Source organism: Ruegeria spongiae, from assembly GCF_023502395.1.
GTDB classification, from domain to species: Bacteria; Pseudomonadota; Alphaproteobacteria; order Rhodobacterales; family Rhodobacteraceae; genus Ruegeria_C; species Ruegeria_C spongiae.
This window is the reverse complement of sequence record NZ_JAMFMB010000020.1, coordinates 1-15,244: the sequence shown is the minus strand read 5'-3', so window position 1 is coordinate 15,244 and position 15,244 is coordinate 1. Positions and strand designations below refer to the sequence as shown.

The following is a 15,244-nucleotide window of genomic DNA, read 5'->3' as shown; positions in this document are numbered from 1 at the left end:
AAAATGAGAAAATCAATCGTGACGGGGGGAATTGCCCTGATCCCAGTTTTGCTCCTGAGTGGGTTCGCCCTTGCGCAATCGGCCCAGGTGGACAGCTTGCGCGGTGGCGAGGTGGATGAACTTGTTCCCCTCGATCAGGTCCACAAGAATGTCGAGGGACGGATGCAGCGCAACTACCGGCAACAACCGCCGCTGATCCCCCATTCGGTCGCGCAATACCAGATCGACACGCGCACCAATCAGTGCCTGTCCTGCCACGACTGGACCAAGGCGGGCGAGCGCAACGCGCCAACCCTGTCGATGACCCACTACTTGGACCGCGACGGTAATGAACTGGACCGGATCGCGGGCACGCGGTATTTCTGCAACCAGTGCCACGTCCCGCAGGCCGATACGCCGCCGCTGATCGAGAATGTCTTTCAGCCTTCTTCCGGCAATTAATCCAACCCATGTCAGAAAGGAGCACCGAAATGGCAGCCTCCCCCGAAAACCGCGGTTGGATCCGCCGCCTCTGGAGCTGGATCTGGACTCCGGCCGTCGCGTTCAGTTCCGGTTTCCTCATTATCGCGGGCTTTCTGGCCGGTATCCTGTTCTGGGGCGGGTTTCACTGGACACTGGAACTGACAAATACCGAGGAATTCTGCACCTCGTGCCACACGATGGAAACCAATCTGGGCGAGTATCGCGAGACCATCCACTACAACAACCATTCCGGCGTCCGCGCGATCTGTTCCGATTGCCACGTGCCGCACGAATGGAACCACAAGATCAAGGCCAAGATCATGGCGGTCAAGGATGTCTATCACGAGCTTGCCGGTACCATCAGCACCCCCGAGAAATACGAGGCGCACCGCCTGAGCATGGCCTCCGCTGTGTGGAAAAAGATGAAGGCGTCGAACAGCCGGGAATGCCGCAACTGCCACAATTTCGACTACATGGATTTCACGCTGCAGGAAACGCGGGCCGCGTCCGAACACCAGCGCGCGATCGACAACAACATGACCTGCATCGACTGCCACCAGGGCATCGCCCACAGCCTGCCATCCGACTATCTGGAGACATACCAGAAAGTCACCGAAGCACTGGATTCAAAGACCCCGGGGGCAGCGCATCAGCAGGTCGCCGAAAACGGCGAACAAATCCGGTCATTCCTGACCACGCGCACGGACCAATAGGGGGCAAAACATGCTTGAACTACTTGGAACAATCGGCGGAAATGCCCTTGGTCTGCCGGGCATTCTGGGCTTGGCACTTGGCATGATGACCCGCCGCCTGTGGCTGGGCGCGGCCATGGGCGCGCTGATCGGCGTGATCGAGACGCTGCTCTTTGCCGGATGGCAAATCGCACATGTTGAAGCGCTGGAACTGATGATCGCCGTTGTCGTGGGCATCTGCGCCGGCAGCCTGGGCTGCCTGATCCGTCGGATTGGCGCAACCGCATAAGACGGGTCCGAATTTGGGTGTCCTGCCGTTGTCGTGGGACACCCAGAGCGGGCCCGGACGTAGTTCATCCCAAAAAGGCGATGCGTTCAAATGCACATAGATCGCTTCACTGCACACGCGCGCCGTTGTCGTCGAAATAATACAGACGCTCTGGCGAAAACCCGAGTGTGACCGTTTCGCCCTGATTTATCGAATGTTGTCCGAACAGCCGCGCCGTGATCTGAGTATCCTTCACCCGGGCGATGACATTGGTGTCGCCGCCCAGATGCTCGACATGCTGTACCGCAGCGCTCAAGGCGCCATCGTCGGCCAGACGCAGGTCTTCCGGGCGCACGCCCATGGTCCGGCCATCCCCGTCATTCACATAGCCGGCGGGCATGAAGTTCATCGCCGGAGAGCCCAGGAACCCCGCGACGAACTGGTTGGCGGGGTTGTTGTAAAGCTCCATCGGGCTGCCGATCTGCTCGACCCTTCCATCGCGCAGGACAACGATCTTGTCGGCCAATGTCATCGCTTCGGTCTGGTCATGGGTGACATAGATCATCGACGCGGCCAGCGCGTCATGCAGGTTTGCGATCTCAAGCCGTGTGTTCATCCGCAACGCCGCGTCGAGGTTCGACAGGGGTTCGTCAAACAGAAACAGCTTCGGCTCGCGCACAATCGCGCGGCCGATGGCGACCCGCTGGCGCTGGCCGCCTGACAGTTCGGACGGATAGCGATCCAGATAATCTTCGAGGTTGAGCATCTTGCTGGCCTTGCCCACGCGTTCCTCGATCACCGCCTTGCTCTGCTTTTCCTGCTTCAGGGCCAGCGACATGTTCTTGCGCACATTCAGATGCGGATAAAGTGCGTAGGATTGAAACACCATCGCGATACCGCGTCTCGACGGCGGTGTGGCGTTGACCATTTCACCCCCGATCCGCACCTCGCCCGAGGTCGCATCCTCGAGCCCGGCGATGACCCGCAGCAGCGTGGATTTTCCGCAACCCGAGGGGCCAACAAAAACAACGAACTCGCCGTCTTCCACCTCGATGTTGATATCCTTGAGCACGTGAACATCGCCAAATGACTTGTTCACATTGGTCAGTGTCAAAGCAGTCATTGTTGCGGCTCCTTCAGGGATACGGGCTGGCCGCTGCGGATACTTTCATCGGCGGCCAGACAAATGGCGAGGGATTGCACGGCATCGTTCATATGCCGTGTCAGGTCGATATCTTCGGTGATTGCGCGGATCATATAGGTCTGCTCGGCATCACACAGTTCCTGGTGACCGGGCTCGTCCGGCATCTCGATGGTTGTGTCGCCTTCGGGGCGATGCACAAGGATACCGCCAACCCGAGTGTGGCCGTCGATATCCGCCGATGCGCCTTTATTGCCATCGGTGATCGAGACCGAGCCATTGGGGGACACGATGTCTTTCACAAAAAACGCGGTTTCCGACATCATCGGGCCCCACCCTGCCTCGTACCAGCCGACAGAGCCATCCTCGAACACCACCTGAAACTGGCCGTAATTATACATGTCTTCGGCAATCTCGTCGGACAGGCGCAGGCCCATGCCATGCACGCGGACCGGGTCAGCATCGGTGATCTGGCACATCACATCGACATAATGCACACCGCAATCGACAATCGGCGAGGTGGTCTGCATCAGCGCCTTGTGGGTCTCCCACTCAGCCCCCGAGGATTGCTGGTTCAGGTTCAGGCGAAAGACATACGGCCCGCCCAGATCGCGCGCCTCGTCGATCAGGCGCATCCAGGACGGGTGATGGCGCAGGATGTAGCCAACCACCAGCTTGCGGCCTGTCTCCAGCGCTGTGGTGACCACACGGCGCGCATCAGCGACCGTGGTCGCGAGCGGCTTCTCGACGAACACATGTGCCCCCGCCTCCATCGCGGCGCAGGCGTAATCGGCGTGACTGTCCGAATAGGTCGCAATGACCACGAGGTCGGGCAGTGTTTCCAACCCCTCTTCAATGGTCGCATAACGCTTGTAGCCTGTCAGCTCGTCGGGCAGCGGAACCGGCGACCGGTTGACCAGCCCGACGATCTCTGAGCCGGGATGGTAGTGATGGGCCAGCGCATGCGACAGCCCCATATTGCCCAGCCCCGCGATGAGAACCCGGATCATTTGACTGCCCCCGATGTGATGCCGCGGATCAGTTGCCGCGAGAAGATGACATACAGGATCAGCACCGGCAGGATCGCCATCGACAGCGCCGAAAGGACCGCGTTCCAGTCGGTGACGAACTGACCGATAAAGACCTGCGAGCCAAGCGTGAGCGTCTTGGTTTCCTCGGCAGGCGCAAGGATCAGCGGGAACCACAGGTCGTTCCAGATCGGGATCATGTTGAATACCGCAACAGTGGCCATGGCAGGCCGCACCAGCGGCAGCACAAGACGAAAGAAAATCGCATATTCGCTCAGCCCATCGACGCGGGCAGCATTCTTAAGGTCATCCGAAACCTGCCGCATGAATTCGCTGAGAATAAAGACCGCAAGCGGCAGGCCCTGCGCCGTATAGACAAGGATCAGCGCCCACAGCGTGTTCACCAAACCGCCTGCCACCATCATCTCAAGGATCGCCACCGTGCCGATCCGGATCGGGATCATGATGCCCAGAGCCAGATAGAGCCCCATCAAAGTGTTGCCCTTGAACCGGTACTCGGCCAGCGCAAAGGCAGCCATGGCGCCAAACAGCAGCACAAAGAACAGCGAGGCCACAGTGACGATGAGCGAGTTCTGGAAGTAGAGAAAGAAGTCGCCCTGTTTCATCACCGTCTGGTAACCGATCATCGAAAAGGTCTCGGCATCGGGCAGGGCCAGCGGTTCGCGAAAGATCGCTTTGCGGTCCTTGAAACTGTTGATCAGGATCACGAAGACCGGAAACAGGGCGATCAGGGTGTAGAGGATCAACGCGCCGTGCATGGCCAGCGTGTTGAACGGGTTTTTGCGTGCTTTGTTCATGTCTGATCCCTCACATCTGATACCGGCGCATCCGGGTCTGGATGCCGAACAGGTAGATGCAGACACCGATCAGGATGATCGCGAACATGCCGCTTGCGATGGCTGACCCCATATGCGGATCGCCCAGTTGCAACTGGAAGCCAAAGAATGTGCGGTACAGGAACGTGCCAAGAATGTCGGTTGAAAAATCAGGCCCGGCCAGCGCGCCCTGCGAGGCGTAGATCAGATCGAACGCGTTGAAATTGCCAACAAATGTCAGGATCGAGATGATCCCGATCGACGGCAGGATCAGCGGCAGCTTGATCTTCCAGAAGGCCGATATGCCGGTGATGCCGTCGACCTCGCCCGCCTCCAGAATTTCCTCGGGGATGGACAGAAGGGCCGCATAGATCAGCATCATCGGGATGCCGACGAACTGCCAGACCGAGATCAGCGCCAGCGTCGTTAACGCGTATTCTTCCTTGCCCAGCCAGGGCACGAACAGAGACTTCAGCCCGACGAAATCCAGCATCGAAGGTGCGATGCCCCAGATTGGCGACAGGATCAGTTTCCAGGCGAAGCCGACGATCACAAAACTCAGGATCGTCGGAATGAAAATGGCCGACCGGTAAAGCGCGGCAAAACGCAGACGCGGATGGCTCAGGATCGCGGCCAGGGCGACCCCGATCGGGTTTTGCACCAGCATATGCACGATGAAGAACCAGAAGTTGTTTCCAAGCGCGTTCCAGAACTGCTCGGACCAGATCGGATCAAAGAACAGGGTCCGGAAATTATCGAGGCCAACAAAGATCCTCTCCTGATCAACTTTGCTGTAAAGCGCAAGGCGCAGCGTGTTGAACAGCGGAAAGATCATGATGGCGGTGTAGACCAGCACGGCGGGTGCCAGGAACACAGGGATGTGCCAGCGAATACGAGCGCGTTGCATTGGAAATCTCCTGAGGGGTCCGGGCAGTCAACGCCGCCCGGACAGGGCAGTAAGGGGAGGGTTTACTGCTGTGGTTCGTACCAGCTTGCCAGGCCTTCCTGCAGTTCGGCACCCAGGTCCGCTGGTGCCGAGGCGCCTTTGATGGCCGCAACGGACGCACCCCAGGTCTCGTTTTCAAGGTTCGGTGTGCCACGTGACAGGATCTGGTAGGTCGAACGGATCGTGCTCTCGCATTCACCGCGCCAGCCGACGATTTCCTTGGCCAGCGGGTCTGCCAGATCGACCGGTTCCTTGGACAGCGGGAAGAAACCCGGCAGCGCATTGCCAAAGATCGCGGCAAATTCGGGGCTGCCGACCCAAGCCAGGAAGGTTTTCGCGGCCTCGGGATGTTCGGTCGCCGCATTCATGCCGATGCCGATATCGGTGTGATCCGAGATATAGCAGGTGTCACCGGCATTCTGGACCGGCGGCTTGAAGGCACCCATCTCGAAATCGGCCTGTGTATTGAAACCCGAGATTTCCCAGGAACCCGCCGGATAGATCGCCGCGCGGCCCAGTGTGAACAGGTTCTGGCTGTCGGGATAGGTCTGCGCCTCATACCCGTCGCCCAGATAGGCCCCCCATTTCGCAAGCGTCGCATACGGCGCCACCCACTGCTCGTCGGTCAGCTTCTGCTCCCCGGCAATCAGGGCAAGCCGGCCTTCTTCGCCTTTCCAGTAGTTCGGGCCAATGTTGTTGTAGCCCATCGTGGCCGCTTCCCACTGGTCATTGGTGCCCATCGCCATCGGGATGTAGGTGCCATCTTCCTTGAACTTGTCGAGGGCCGCGAAGAACTCCGCCTCTGTGGTGGGAACGTCGACCCCAACCTCGGCAAAGGCGTCTTTGTTGTAGATGAAGCCGTGGATCACCGACGCCATCGGCACGCAGAAACTCACCGCGCCATCATCGGTCTGCCATGCGGATTTCGCGACGTCCGAGAAGTTGCTCATCGAGTCCATGTCATCCAGACCCGACAGATGCCCCGCCTCATACAGCGCCAGAGAAGCGTCAAACGGGCGACAGGTGATCAGGTCACCGGCAGAGCCCGCATCCAGCTTCGAGTTCAGCACTGCATTGTATTCCGCAGGGGCGGAGGGGGTGAAATTCACCTTGATGCCGGGGTGTTTCGCCTCGAAGGCGGGAATGATCTGTTCCTGCCAAAGCACCAGATCGTCGTTTCGCCAGCTTTCGATATTCAGCGTCACGTCTTGTGCCATGGCGCTTGTGGCCGTAAGCGCGGTGCTCAGCAAAGCCAGCTTCAAAAAGTTGCGTTTCATTGTTGGATCCTCCCAGTTGCAACAGTGGTTCTTGTTCTAATCCGAGCGCCCCAACGCAGGGCGCAGATGTCCGTGTGTGTCTTTCAGCACTGCGCGGGCCACGTCGCGGCTCGCGCCCCGCGCGGCCATCACAATGGCGGCTTTCACGTCTCCCCCGGCGCTGTCGAGCGCGGTCCGCGCCGCCTCTTCCGATACGGCCGCGACTTTTGCGACGATCCCGCAGGCGCGCGCGCGCAGCTTGATATTGTCGGCGTGCACATTGACCATCATGCCGTCATGCACATGGCCCAGATGCACCGCCATCAGCGTGGACAGCATGTTGAGCGCGATCTTCTGCGCCGTCGCCGCCCCCATCCGGGTTGACCCGGACAGAATTTCAGGCGGGGTTTCCAGCAGAACCGCGTGGGTCGCCAATTCCAGCAGCTCAGAACCGCGATTGTTGGCGATGCCGATCAGCGCGGCCCCGCGCGCCGTGGCGAAACGCCCCGCCGCAACGGTGTAAGGCGTTGACCCGCTGGCCGAAACCGCGATGATCGTGTCCTTGGCGGTCAGCTCCGCGAGGGCCGCCTCCAGGCCCTCGGTATTATCCTCGGTCCCGCCCGGCATTTCGACACCTGTCGGCAGCCCACCCGCCATATGGATGCGAATCTGAGCCGGCGCGATCGAAAAGGTTCCGCCAAGCTCTTGCGCATCCGCGGCAGCCATCAGGCCCGACGACCCGGCCCCGACATAGTGCAGACAGCCGCCAGATTCTATCGTGCGCGCCATCGCGTCGGCGCCCACACAGATAGCGGGAACCGCCCCCTGAACCGAGGCCGCCGCCGCGATTTGCCCATCCGCAAGCAGCGAGGCAATCTGGGCGGGCGGGCGTTGATCCAGCCCGACGGCGCCTTCATGCAGATGTTCAGTGGTTCTGGCGATCACGCGAATCTCCCTTGGGTTTCTACAAAAATACCTATTAGATACCATTTGTCTACCATTATATTATTTGCCCTGAATTCGCCGTATTGCGCAGCGTACACACGCCATATGACCAGCTTTGGTACCATTTAGGCCTTTGAAATCCTCCAAAGGTATTATAAAGGTTTCTATATGACGGATTCGCCCGACACCCCGGTTCTGGCCATTGATGGCGGTGGCACGCGCTGCCGCATTGCGTTTGTTCGCGGCCATGATCGCCACATCATTGAAACGGGGTCGGCCAATGTCTCGACCGATTTCGACAGCGCGGTGCGCCACCTGCTCGACGGCATCCAGACCCTCGCACAACGCAGTGGTACCGACGCAGAAACGCTGCACGCCCTGCCCGCCTTTGTCGGATTGGCCGGGGTCACGGGTCAGGCGCTTGTCGACCGGCTGAGCGCGGCGCTGCCGTTGCAAAACGCGCGCTATGGCGATGATCGCCTTGCCGCACTGCGTGGCGCGCTGGGGCGCGGCGACGGGCTTGTCGCCCATTGCGGCACCGGGTCGTTCTTCGCCGCCCAAATCGCCGGGACACACCGGCTTGCAGGCGGTTGGGGCTCTGTCCTGGGGGATGAGGCCTCGGCCCAATGGGTCGGTCGTACAGCCCTGTCGCACCTCCTGCATCAGGTCGACGGGTTTCTTCCGATGTCGCCGATGATCGCAGATTTTCGGACCCGGTTCAGCACCGCCGCCGAAATCGTGGAGTTTGCCCGCGACGCCGACCCGGCGGCCTTCGGGGCACTGGCCCCCCAAGTGACGGAACATGCGGCAGGCGGCGACCCCGTTGCCCTCAAGATCATGCAGGCCGCCACGGATCACATTGCCGCCAACCTTAAACAGATGGGCTGGAGATCGGGCATGCCCATTTGCCTGACCGGTGGGATAGGCCCGCATTACGCCGCTTATTTTCCTGACGCGATCGCACCCGATCTGGCCGAACCCAAGGGCGAGCCGCTAGAGGGCGCAATTGCGCTGGCGCAGGAACGAGACAAGGAGATCGCACATGGATATTGCTGAATTTCTGCGTCCCGAAAGCTGGCTCAGCAGGACCGCCGGACCGCGCTATGTACAATTGCGCAGACGGCTCGAGGCCGGGATCGAGGACGGCATTCTGGCGCCCAATTCCTCTTTGCCGCCCGAGCGCGAAATCGCAGAGATCACCGACCTGTCGCGCGTGACCGTCCGCAAGGCCATCCAGGAACTGGTGCGCGAAGGCACGGTGGAACAGCGGCAAGGCTCGGGCTCGTTCGTGCGCGAACCGGTGACCCGCGTGGAACAATCGCTGTCGCACCTGACCTCTTTCACCGAGGACATGCAACGCCGCGGGCTTGAAACCACCTCGAAATGGCTGGAGCGCGGCCTCTTCATGCCCTCCCCCGAAGAAGTGATTGGCCTCGGCCTTGCCGCCGGGGAACAGGTCGCCCGCATTTACCGCCTGCGCGAGGCAGGCGGGCGACCAATGGCCCTGGAACGCGCGGCACTGCCGCTCGACATTCTGCCGAATCCGACGGCGGTGACGACCTCTCTCTATGAATTGCTGGAACAGTCCGGCACCCGCCCGATCCGCGCGGTGCAGAAAATCTCTGCGATCAACCTCGAAGCGGAAGAGGCCGGCCTGCTGGGCGTCGCGGAAGGCACCGCCGGATTGCGCATTCAGCGGACGTCCTATCTGCAAAGCGGACGCGTCGCGGAACTCACCCGATCGATCTATCGCGGCGACGCCTATGATTTTGTGGCGGAGCTGCGCCTCACTCATTGAAAAGGCCCTGCAAATGACCAATGGCACCACCCTCATGCGCCGTGAAATCGACGAGATTCCCGATGCCGTCGAGCGTCTTCTGTCACAAGGCGGGGACGACGTTAACAACACCGCTGAAGCCGCCCGGCAAATGGACCCGAGATTTCTGCTGTCGGTCGCAAGAGGATCGTCCGATCACGCCTGCACCTACCTCAAATATGCCAGTGAACTGGTTCTGCGCCGCCCCATGGCCTCTGTCGGGCCATCGGTGAAGTCGATCTATGATGTCGACCTGGTCGCAGAGGGCGCGCTTTGCCTTTCAGTGTCGCAATCCGGCATGAGCCCCGACATCGTGCGGATGACCAAAGCCATCACTGCATCGAAGGGCCTGTCCGTTGCGATCACGAACAACCCCGCATCCGACCTCGCCAAGGCAGCGTCCGCCACCTTGCCGATCCATGCAGGCCCCGAGCTGAGCGTTGCGGCCACAAAAACCTTCGTCACTTCGCTGGTTGTCGGCCTGTGGCTGATCGCTGAAATCAAGCAGGACGCCGACCTGATCAGCGCCATTCGGGCCCTGCCCAGCCAACTGGCAGCCGCTACGGCCTGCGATTGGTCCGACGCCGCCGCCGCGCTGGACGGTCGCTCGCTGTTCACGCTTGGTCGGGGGCCGTCCTGGGCCATCGCCAACGAAGCGGCGCTGAAGTTCAAGGAAACCTGCCTTATCCATGCGGAAAGCTATTCCTCGGCAGAGGTGCTGCACGGGCCGGTTTCGATCGTCGATCAGGGCTTCCCGGTGATCGGCTTCGTCGCCGGTGATGCGGCCGAAAGCAGTCTGGCCCAGGTGGCCGACGCGCTGTCCGACAAGGGTGCAACCGTTTTTGCGACAACCCCCAAGCTCGACAAGGCGATCACACTGCCGCACGTACGAACCGATCACTGGCTGACCGATCCGATTGCCGCAATCGTGTCCTTCTACGGCATGGTCGAGCAGGTCGCGCGCAGTCGCGGGATCGATCCCGACACCCCCAGGCATCTGAAAAAAGTGACGGAAACCGTATGACACGCGAATCCGTGATATTCATTGGCGGGCGCTTTTTTGACGGAAACCGCCTGCATGACGGCAAGGCCGCAAGTTTCAGGGACGGGATTTTCACAGGGCTGGTGCCCGAAACGGAAACCACGCGCGACTGCGAGACCGTCGATCTGGACGGCGGCATCCTGTCGCCCGGATATGTCGATCTGCAGGTCAATGGCGGCGACGGGGTGATGTTCAACGATGATCCCTCGGTCGCCACCCTGACACGCATCGCAAGCGCCCATCGCAGCCTTGGGACGACGGCCATCCTTCCGACGCTGATAACGGACACCCCAGAGAAGACCAAAGCGGCCATCGACGCAGCGCGATACGCCATCAACGGCAAGGTTCCGGGCATCGCTGGGCTGCATCTGGAGGGCCCCCATCTCAGCGTTGCCCGCAAGGGTGCCCATGATGCGGACCTGATCCGCCCGATGGAGGACACGGACCTCCGGCTTCTGCTTGCGGCAAAAGCAGATATTCCCGTCCTTAAAGTCACCGTCGCCCCCGAGAGCACCACGCCCGATCAGATTGCCACTCTGGCCGCGGCGGGCATTCTGGTGTCGCTTGGACATACGGATGCCGGTTTCGAGACCTGCAAATCCTACGCCGAGGCCGGTGCCCGCTGTGTCACCCATCTGTTCAACGCGATGAGCCAGCTTGGTAACCGTGAACCTGGCCTTGTGGGGGCAACCCTGGCCACCGGCACCCTGTCGGCGGGCTTGATCGCGGATGGCATCCACGTCCACCCCGCCGCCATGCGCACAGCATGGGACAGCAAGGCGGGGCCCGGTCAAATCTTCCTTGTCAGCGATGCTATGGCGGTGGCCGGGACGGCCCTGACCGAGTTCTTTCTGGAAGGTCGCCGAATTTCGCGCAACGATGGGCGGCTTACGCTTGAGGACGGAACACTCGCCGGAGCTGATCTGGATCTGACCACCGCAATCCGGGTGCTGGTCAATGATGTGGGCGTTGCTCTGGAACAGGCACTGCAGGCCACTACAACAACGCCTGGAGCCCTGATTGACCAGCCAACGACGCCAAGGCCCGGTTCAACCCATTTGTCCGATCTGATCCACATCTCCTCCTGCCTGCGTCACCTCACGCCCCTGGATCGGTTCGCGTCGTCGGTGCCGTCGAAATCTGCGCGCGCTGAATAACCCTGCCTCCTATTCCGTCGCTTCGATCCGAACCGTCCGGATCGACGGGTCGATGCGCCCATAGGCCGCCAGTACCCGCCCGGTCCATTTCTGTGCAATATAGTCCGCCATGAAACGCGAGGGGGCAATCAGGGTCGCCACCCCCCCTGCCCTCTCCGCCTCGGTCAGATGTTGGAACCAGCTGGACCAGAGTTCGGGGTCCCGCCCGTGCAACATGGTCTGCACCTGCCCCCACACGTCTTCGCCGTCGGGCGGGGCCAGATCTTGCTTCTCCTTGAACGGTACAACATTGGTCGAGGGTTCTTTCGCATCCCCCATACGCTCCTGAAAGTCCGAGCCGATGACAGGCCATATTTCGGCGGTATCCAGCATCATCTGTTTCAGGTCCAGCTCGTAAACCGCCACCCTGCCCCGCGCTGCCGGGCGTTTGACGGCGATCCATCCCTGGCTGCGAAATCTGGCCATCTCTCGCTTCACGGTTCTTTCGTTCACGGACCAGAGCCGCGCGATCTCTTCCCGCCCGATCGACAATTCGTTGGATCGCCAGTTGTAGCGGGTTGTGATCAGCGTCAGAACCCGAAGAATACTGCGTTGCCGATGCTTGTCAGCTGCCAGAGCATGAACTGCCAGGGCAGAGAGTATGTCGTATTTCAGGGCCGGCGCATTTCGCCCGACCGGTTGTGCAACCTGCATTTTATGCTCGCCGCCTTGTAAGCCTCATGCGTCTTATCCGCAGTCTTGTCGCCGCTTCACAACGCTATTCCTGATCTTGTCCCGATTAGCGTCCAAAGCTTCGATTCTGTCAAGAGGAGTCTGAATACAGGTCGGCAATCCAACCCTTTGAGCTCAAATAAATTAAAAAATTTGGTGAAGTATTGGTGATGGGGGACACTCTGTATGCCCCCTTAATCGACTATGCTGTCCCCCTATATGGGGCGATGGTATCCAAGGCGTCCCCCTATATCTGTGCCGTCAGCCCAGATCGACTCGTTGTTTGACAGCGGCACGCCCCCGAATCAGTTCAGTGGCCCCAACCCCTTGTTTTCTTACCCGCGGGTAAGATCGCATTGGTATGATATTTTCTTTTGCCAAAAACGCAAACAGGGCGTAAAAAAGAACTACAAAACAAATAGCGTCCGAAAGAGCAGAGACCCGAGGCATGTATACGCACGAAGACCTGAGCGCCTTGCGCAACCAGTCCCTTAAGTTGCAGGGATGGATACGGCAGCAAACCTTTAGCCCCGAGATGGAGAAGACGTTGCGCCGCTTCTCAAGCTGGGAAGTGTCCGAGCTGATCTTCAGGGTCAATCAATCGACATTCCGCGGCAAGCTGGCGGCGGACCCAACCTTGCCAAGCGGCGAGGTAGAGCCGGATGGGCGGCAACGCTGGTTCAGCCTGGAAGAGGTCAATGAGCTGCGCAGGCGGCTCAAGGTCAACCGCAAATCCCTGATGCCGCCCCGCCCCGCCGGCAAGCGGGCGATCCGGGCTGCCGTGGCGAATTTCAAGGGCGGCGCTGGTAAATCCACCGTCGCCCTGCATCTGGCCCATGCTTCTGCCTTGGACGGCTATCGCGTGCTTGTGGTCGATTTCGACCCGCAGGCGACGCTGAGCCACTCCATGGGGCTGACCGATGTGGCCGAGGATTTCACGGTCTGGGGCATTATGGCCCGGGACCTCATTCGTGAGACCGAGCGGATGAACAGTCGGCCTGCCGCCGCCGAATCCGGAACCGCCCTGCCCCGCCGCGAGCTGCCCCCCTCGATCACCGAAATGGGTTTGGGTGATCTGCGGATCTCCGACTTCATCAAGAAGACTTCCTGGTCGACAATCGATGCGATCCCGTCCTGTGCCAACGCCGCCTTTGTTGAGTTTGCCTCAGCCCAATACCGGCACCTGAATCCCGAATGGTCGTTCTTTGCGGCGGTGTCGCGCTATCTGGATCAGATCCCCGACGACGCTTATGACCTGATCCTGTTCGACTGCCCTCCGGCGATCGGCTACCAGTCGATGAACGCGGTGTTTGCGGCTGATATGCTCTACGTTCCATCCGGGCCCGGATATTGGGAGTATGACTCGACCACGTCCTTTATCGGGCAATTGGCCGAAGCGCTGGAGGATCTGGCCTACGGGTTTGATAAGACCTTACCCACGGGTAAGATCAGCCTGCCCAAGACCTTTTGCGAGTTGCGGTTCCTGCTCACGCGTTATGAGCCCGGCAATGCCTTGCATCTGGCCATGTTCGACGCGTTTCGCAAGGTTTTCGGAGAGCATGTCGCGCAGCACCCGGTAGAGATGACGCGCGCCGTCGAGCAATCCGGCCGGTTTCTGAGTTCGGTCTACGAGATGGACTATCGCGAGATGACGCGCGAAACATGGCGCCGGGCGCGTTCGACTTTTGACAATGTCTACGAGGAATTCCGGGACGTCATGATATCTGCCTGGGACAAGCTGGAGGATGACGCATGAGCCGCAAACGCAGAGTTTTTGATATCGAGATGCCAGCCATGGCGGATATTCAGACAGGCAAAGTGTCGGACGAGGTCCTTGAAAAACGGCGCGGCCCGATGGCCGCCGCAATCTCTGAGAACGCTGATGCTTTGCGAGACAAGCAGTCGACCGAGGATATCATCCGTGCTGAAAATGACCGTTTGGCGCATGAGTTGGTCCGCCTCCGGGCCGAGGGCTTGGTGACGGAGCATATCGCACTGGAAGATGTCGTATCCGAAAAACTGACGCGGGATCGCAAGTCGGGCCCAGACCCCGAACTGGAAGAACTGAAGGCGTCAATCAGAGAGATCGGATTGTCTAACCCCATTCGTGTCGAACGTCGCCCCGACGGGCGGTATGATCTGATTCAGGGCATGCGCCGTCTGTCGGCCTATCGGGCGCTGCGTGAAGAAACGGGTGACGAGACCTATAAGGTGATTCCGGCCGGGATAGCGGAAGCTGCGAAACTGGATCACAGCTATCGGCGCATGGTGGATGAGAACCTGATCCGCAAAGATATCTCGTTTGCAGAGATGGGTGCGCTGGCCCGCGCCTATGCAGAGGATCCGGCGAATGATTGCGGGGATGTGGACAAGGCGGTGTCGACCTTGTTCAAGTCGGCCAGCTACACCAAACGCAGTTATATCCGAGCATTTGCCAGTCTGCTGATGAAGATGGAAAAGCTGTTGATGCATCCCAATGAAATTCCACGCAATGTTGGTGTGGAACTCAAGCGCAAGCTCGACTCCGATCCCGGGCTGATCCGACGGGTTGGATCTGCATTGATGAGCGAGCCAGACCGAGACAGCGCGCGCGAAATCGCAATTCTCAGGGGGTTCGCGTCGCAAGAGGCCGTCGCTCCGGCGAAACCGAAATCCGAGGGCAGCACCAAAACTCGCCGGGCGAAAACGACTTTTCAAGTTCCAGGGCGGGCAGGGGTTGCCAAATGTTCCGCCTCTGTCGGGCGGATTGAGGTGCGATATAATCTGGATTTCACGCGGGTTGACCGCGCACGTTTGGAACAAGCCATCTCGGCGCTGGTCGAGGATCTTCAAGAAGAAGATGATCTTACCCACGGGTAAGGCGCATATTCTGCGAGTTTCAATGACAAGGTGGCGCCAGATACGATCTGGCGCCATTTCCTTTTTTTACCCCAACAAATCCGCT

At 60.0% G+C, this 15,244-nt stretch carries 16 protein-coding genes; 9 read left to right on the top strand and 7 right to left on the bottom strand.

Going from position 1 to position 15,244, the window contains the following annotated elements; translation table 11 throughout:
• The first annotated feature begins 3 nt into the window (after nucleotides 1-3).
• Genes M3P21_RS15415 through M3P21_RS15405 form a run of 3 tightly spaced genes read left to right on the top strand, consistent with a single transcriptional unit; the run spans nucleotide 4 to nucleotide 1,443 of the window.
• Nucleotides 4-441, top strand: coding sequence for a nitrate reductase cytochrome c-type subunit (locus M3P21_RS15415; RefSeq protein ID WP_249711237.1), 438 nt, complete (start codon nucleotides 4-6; stop codon nucleotides 439-441).
• A gap of 29 nt (nucleotides 442-470) precedes the next feature.
• Nucleotides 471-1,175 (top strand): NapC/NirT family cytochrome c, encoded by a 705-nt coding sequence (locus tag M3P21_RS15410; RefSeq protein ID WP_249711235.1) that lies wholly within the window; start codon nucleotides 471-473, stop codon nucleotides 1,173-1,175.
• Between the two features lie 10 nt (nucleotides 1,176-1,185).
• The gene (locus M3P21_RS15405; protein ID WP_249711233.1) at nucleotides 1,186-1,443 is read left to right on the top strand and encodes a hypothetical protein; all 258 of its coding nucleotides are present in this window, start codon (nucleotides 1,186-1,188) and stop codon (nucleotides 1,441-1,443) included.
• A gap of 106 nt (nucleotides 1,444-1,549) precedes the next feature.
• Here M3P21_RS15405 and M3P21_RS15400 read toward each other — a convergent pair whose 3' ends face one another.
• From M3P21_RS15400 to M3P21_RS15375, 6 genes are all read right to left on the bottom strand, one after another.
• A complete protein-coding gene (locus tag M3P21_RS15400; RefSeq protein ID WP_249711232.1) occupies nucleotides 1,550-2,545 on the bottom strand; it encodes an ABC transporter ATP-binding protein in 996 nt (331 codons plus the stop codon).
• A complete protein-coding gene (locus M3P21_RS15395; protein WP_249711230.1) occupies nucleotides 2,542-3,573 on the bottom strand; it encodes a Gfo/Idh/MocA family protein in 1,032 nt (343 codons plus the stop codon). Before M3P21_RS15395 ends, M3P21_RS15400 begins: the two co-directional genes overlap by 4 nt.
• On the bottom strand, nucleotides 3,570-4,409 hold the full coding sequence (locus M3P21_RS15390; protein ID WP_249711227.1) for a carbohydrate ABC transporter permease: 840 nt from the start codon (nucleotides 4,407-4,409) through the stop codon (nucleotides 3,570-3,572). The genes M3P21_RS15395 and M3P21_RS15390 overlap by 4 nt, the downstream gene beginning before the upstream one ends.
• Before the next feature lie 10 nt (nucleotides 4,410-4,419).
• Complete coding sequence (locus tag M3P21_RS15385; protein WP_249711225.1) at nucleotides 4,420-5,334, bottom strand: carbohydrate ABC transporter permease; 915 nt, start codon at nucleotides 5,332-5,334, stop codon at nucleotides 4,420-4,422.
• A gap of 62 nt (nucleotides 5,335-5,396) precedes the next feature.
• Entirely contained in the window at nucleotides 5,397-6,650 is a 1,254-nt protein-coding gene (locus M3P21_RS15380; RefSeq protein WP_249711223.1) for an ABC transporter substrate-binding protein, read from the bottom strand.
• A gap of 36 nt (nucleotides 6,651-6,686) precedes the next feature.
• Nucleotides 6,687-7,574 carry an N-acetylmuramic acid 6-phosphate etherase gene (locus M3P21_RS15375; RefSeq protein ID WP_249711221.1) on the bottom strand — a complete coding sequence of 296 codons (888 nt, stop codon included), beginning with the start codon at nucleotides 7,572-7,574 and terminating at the stop codon, nucleotides 6,687-6,689.
• Nucleotides 7,575-7,742: 168 nt separating this feature from the next.
• On the opposite strand from M3P21_RS15375, the gene M3P21_RS15370 reads away from it, so the two are divergent.
• Genes M3P21_RS15370 through nagA form a run of 4 tightly spaced genes read left to right on the top strand, consistent with a single transcriptional unit; the run spans nucleotide 7,743 to nucleotide 11,589 of the window.
• Nucleotides 7,743-8,630 (top strand): glucosamine kinase nucleotide-binding domain-containing protein, encoded by an 888-nt coding sequence (locus tag M3P21_RS15370; RefSeq protein WP_249711219.1) that lies wholly within the window; start codon nucleotides 7,743-7,745, stop codon nucleotides 8,628-8,630.
• Complete coding sequence (locus tag M3P21_RS15365; protein WP_249711217.1) at nucleotides 8,617-9,372, top strand: GntR family transcriptional regulator; 756 nt, start codon at nucleotides 8,617-8,619, stop codon at nucleotides 9,370-9,372. Before M3P21_RS15370 ends, M3P21_RS15365 begins: the two co-directional genes overlap by 14 nt.
• Before the next feature lie 13 nt (nucleotides 9,373-9,385).
• The gene (locus tag M3P21_RS15360; RefSeq protein WP_249711215.1) at nucleotides 9,386-10,414 is read left to right on the top strand and encodes an SIS domain-containing protein; all 1,029 of its coding nucleotides are present in this window, start codon (nucleotides 9,386-9,388) and stop codon (nucleotides 10,412-10,414) included.
• Nucleotides 10,411-11,589, top strand: a complete 1,179-nt coding sequence (nagA, locus tag M3P21_RS15355) for an N-acetylglucosamine-6-phosphate deacetylase (RefSeq protein WP_249711214.1) — start codon at nucleotides 10,411-10,413, stop codon at nucleotides 11,587-11,589. The genes M3P21_RS15360 and nagA overlap by 4 nt, the downstream gene beginning before the upstream one ends.
• A gap of 9 nt (nucleotides 11,590-11,598) precedes the next feature.
• Here the strand turns inward: nagA and M3P21_RS15350 are convergent, their stop codons facing one another.
• Complete coding sequence (locus M3P21_RS15350) at nucleotides 11,599-12,282, bottom strand: DnaA N-terminal domain-containing protein (RefSeq protein ID WP_249711212.1); 684 nt, start codon at nucleotides 12,280-12,282, stop codon at nucleotides 11,599-11,601.
• A gap of 466 nt (nucleotides 12,283-12,748) precedes the next feature.
• Here M3P21_RS15350 and M3P21_RS15345 point away from each other — a divergent pair, with 466 nt between their 5' ends.
• Together M3P21_RS15345 and M3P21_RS15340 are read left to right on the top strand one after the other, a co-directional pair.
• Nucleotides 12,749-14,056, top strand: a complete 1,308-nt coding sequence (locus M3P21_RS15345) for an AAA family ATPase (protein WP_249711211.1) — start codon at nucleotides 12,749-12,751, stop codon at nucleotides 14,054-14,056.
• A complete protein-coding gene (locus M3P21_RS15340) occupies nucleotides 14,053-15,159 on the top strand; it encodes a ParB/RepB/Spo0J family partition protein (protein WP_249711209.1) in 1,107 nt (368 codons plus the stop codon). Before M3P21_RS15345 ends, M3P21_RS15340 begins: the two co-directional genes overlap by 4 nt.
• Nucleotides 15,160-15,244: the final 85 nt, after the last annotated feature.

Excerpts from the sequence above, each read along its gene's own strand:
- M3P21_RS15350 (WP_249711212.1), bottom strand. The coding sequence starts at position 12,282 with ATGCAGGTTGCACAACCGGTCGGGCGAAATGCGCCGGCCCTGAAATAC.
- M3P21_RS15340 (WP_249711209.1), top strand. The coding sequence starts at position 14,053 with ATGAGCCGCAAACGCAGAGTTTTTGATATCGAGATGCCAGCCATGGCG.
- M3P21_RS15380 (WP_249711223.1), bottom strand. The coding sequence starts at position 6,650 with ATGAAACGCAACTTTTTGAAGCTGGCTTTGCTGAGCACCGCGCTTACG.
- M3P21_RS15395 (WP_249711230.1), bottom strand. The coding sequence starts at position 3,573 with ATGATCCGGGTTCTCATCGCGGGGCTGGGCAATATGGGGCTGTCGCAT.
- M3P21_RS15415 (WP_249711237.1), top strand. The coding sequence starts at position 4 with ATGAGAAAATCAATCGTGACGGGGGGAATTGCCCTGATCCCAGTTTTG.
- M3P21_RS15370 (WP_249711219.1), top strand. The coding sequence starts at position 7,743 with ATGACGGATTCGCCCGACACCCCGGTTCTGGCCATTGATGGCGGTGGC.
- M3P21_RS15405 (WP_249711233.1), top strand. The coding sequence starts at position 1,186 with ATGCTTGAACTACTTGGAACAATCGGCGGAAATGCCCTTGGTCTGCCG.
- M3P21_RS15400 (WP_249711232.1), bottom strand. The coding sequence starts at position 2,545 with ATGACTGCTTTGACACTGACCAATGTGAACAAGTCATTTGGCGATGTT.
- nagA (WP_249711214.1), top strand. The coding sequence starts at position 10,411 with ATGACACGCGAATCCGTGATATTCATTGGCGGGCGCTTTTTTGACGGA.
- M3P21_RS15390 (WP_249711227.1), bottom strand. The coding sequence starts at position 4,409 with ATGAACAAAGCACGCAAAAACCCGTTCAACACGCTGGCCATGCACGGC.
- M3P21_RS15365 (WP_249711217.1), top strand. The coding sequence starts at position 8,617 with ATGGATATTGCTGAATTTCTGCGTCCCGAAAGCTGGCTCAGCAGGACC.
- M3P21_RS15410 (WP_249711235.1), top strand. The coding sequence starts at position 471 with ATGGCAGCCTCCCCCGAAAACCGCGGTTGGATCCGCCGCCTCTGGAGC.
- M3P21_RS15345 (WP_249711211.1), top strand. The coding sequence starts at position 12,749 with ATGTATACGCACGAAGACCTGAGCGCCTTGCGCAACCAGTCCCTTAAG.
- M3P21_RS15360 (WP_249711215.1), top strand. The coding sequence starts at position 9,386 with ATGACCAATGGCACCACCCTCATGCGCCGTGAAATCGACGAGATTCCC.
- M3P21_RS15385 (WP_249711225.1), bottom strand. The coding sequence starts at position 5,334 with ATGCAACGCGCTCGTATTCGCTGGCACATCCCTGTGTTCCTGGCACCC.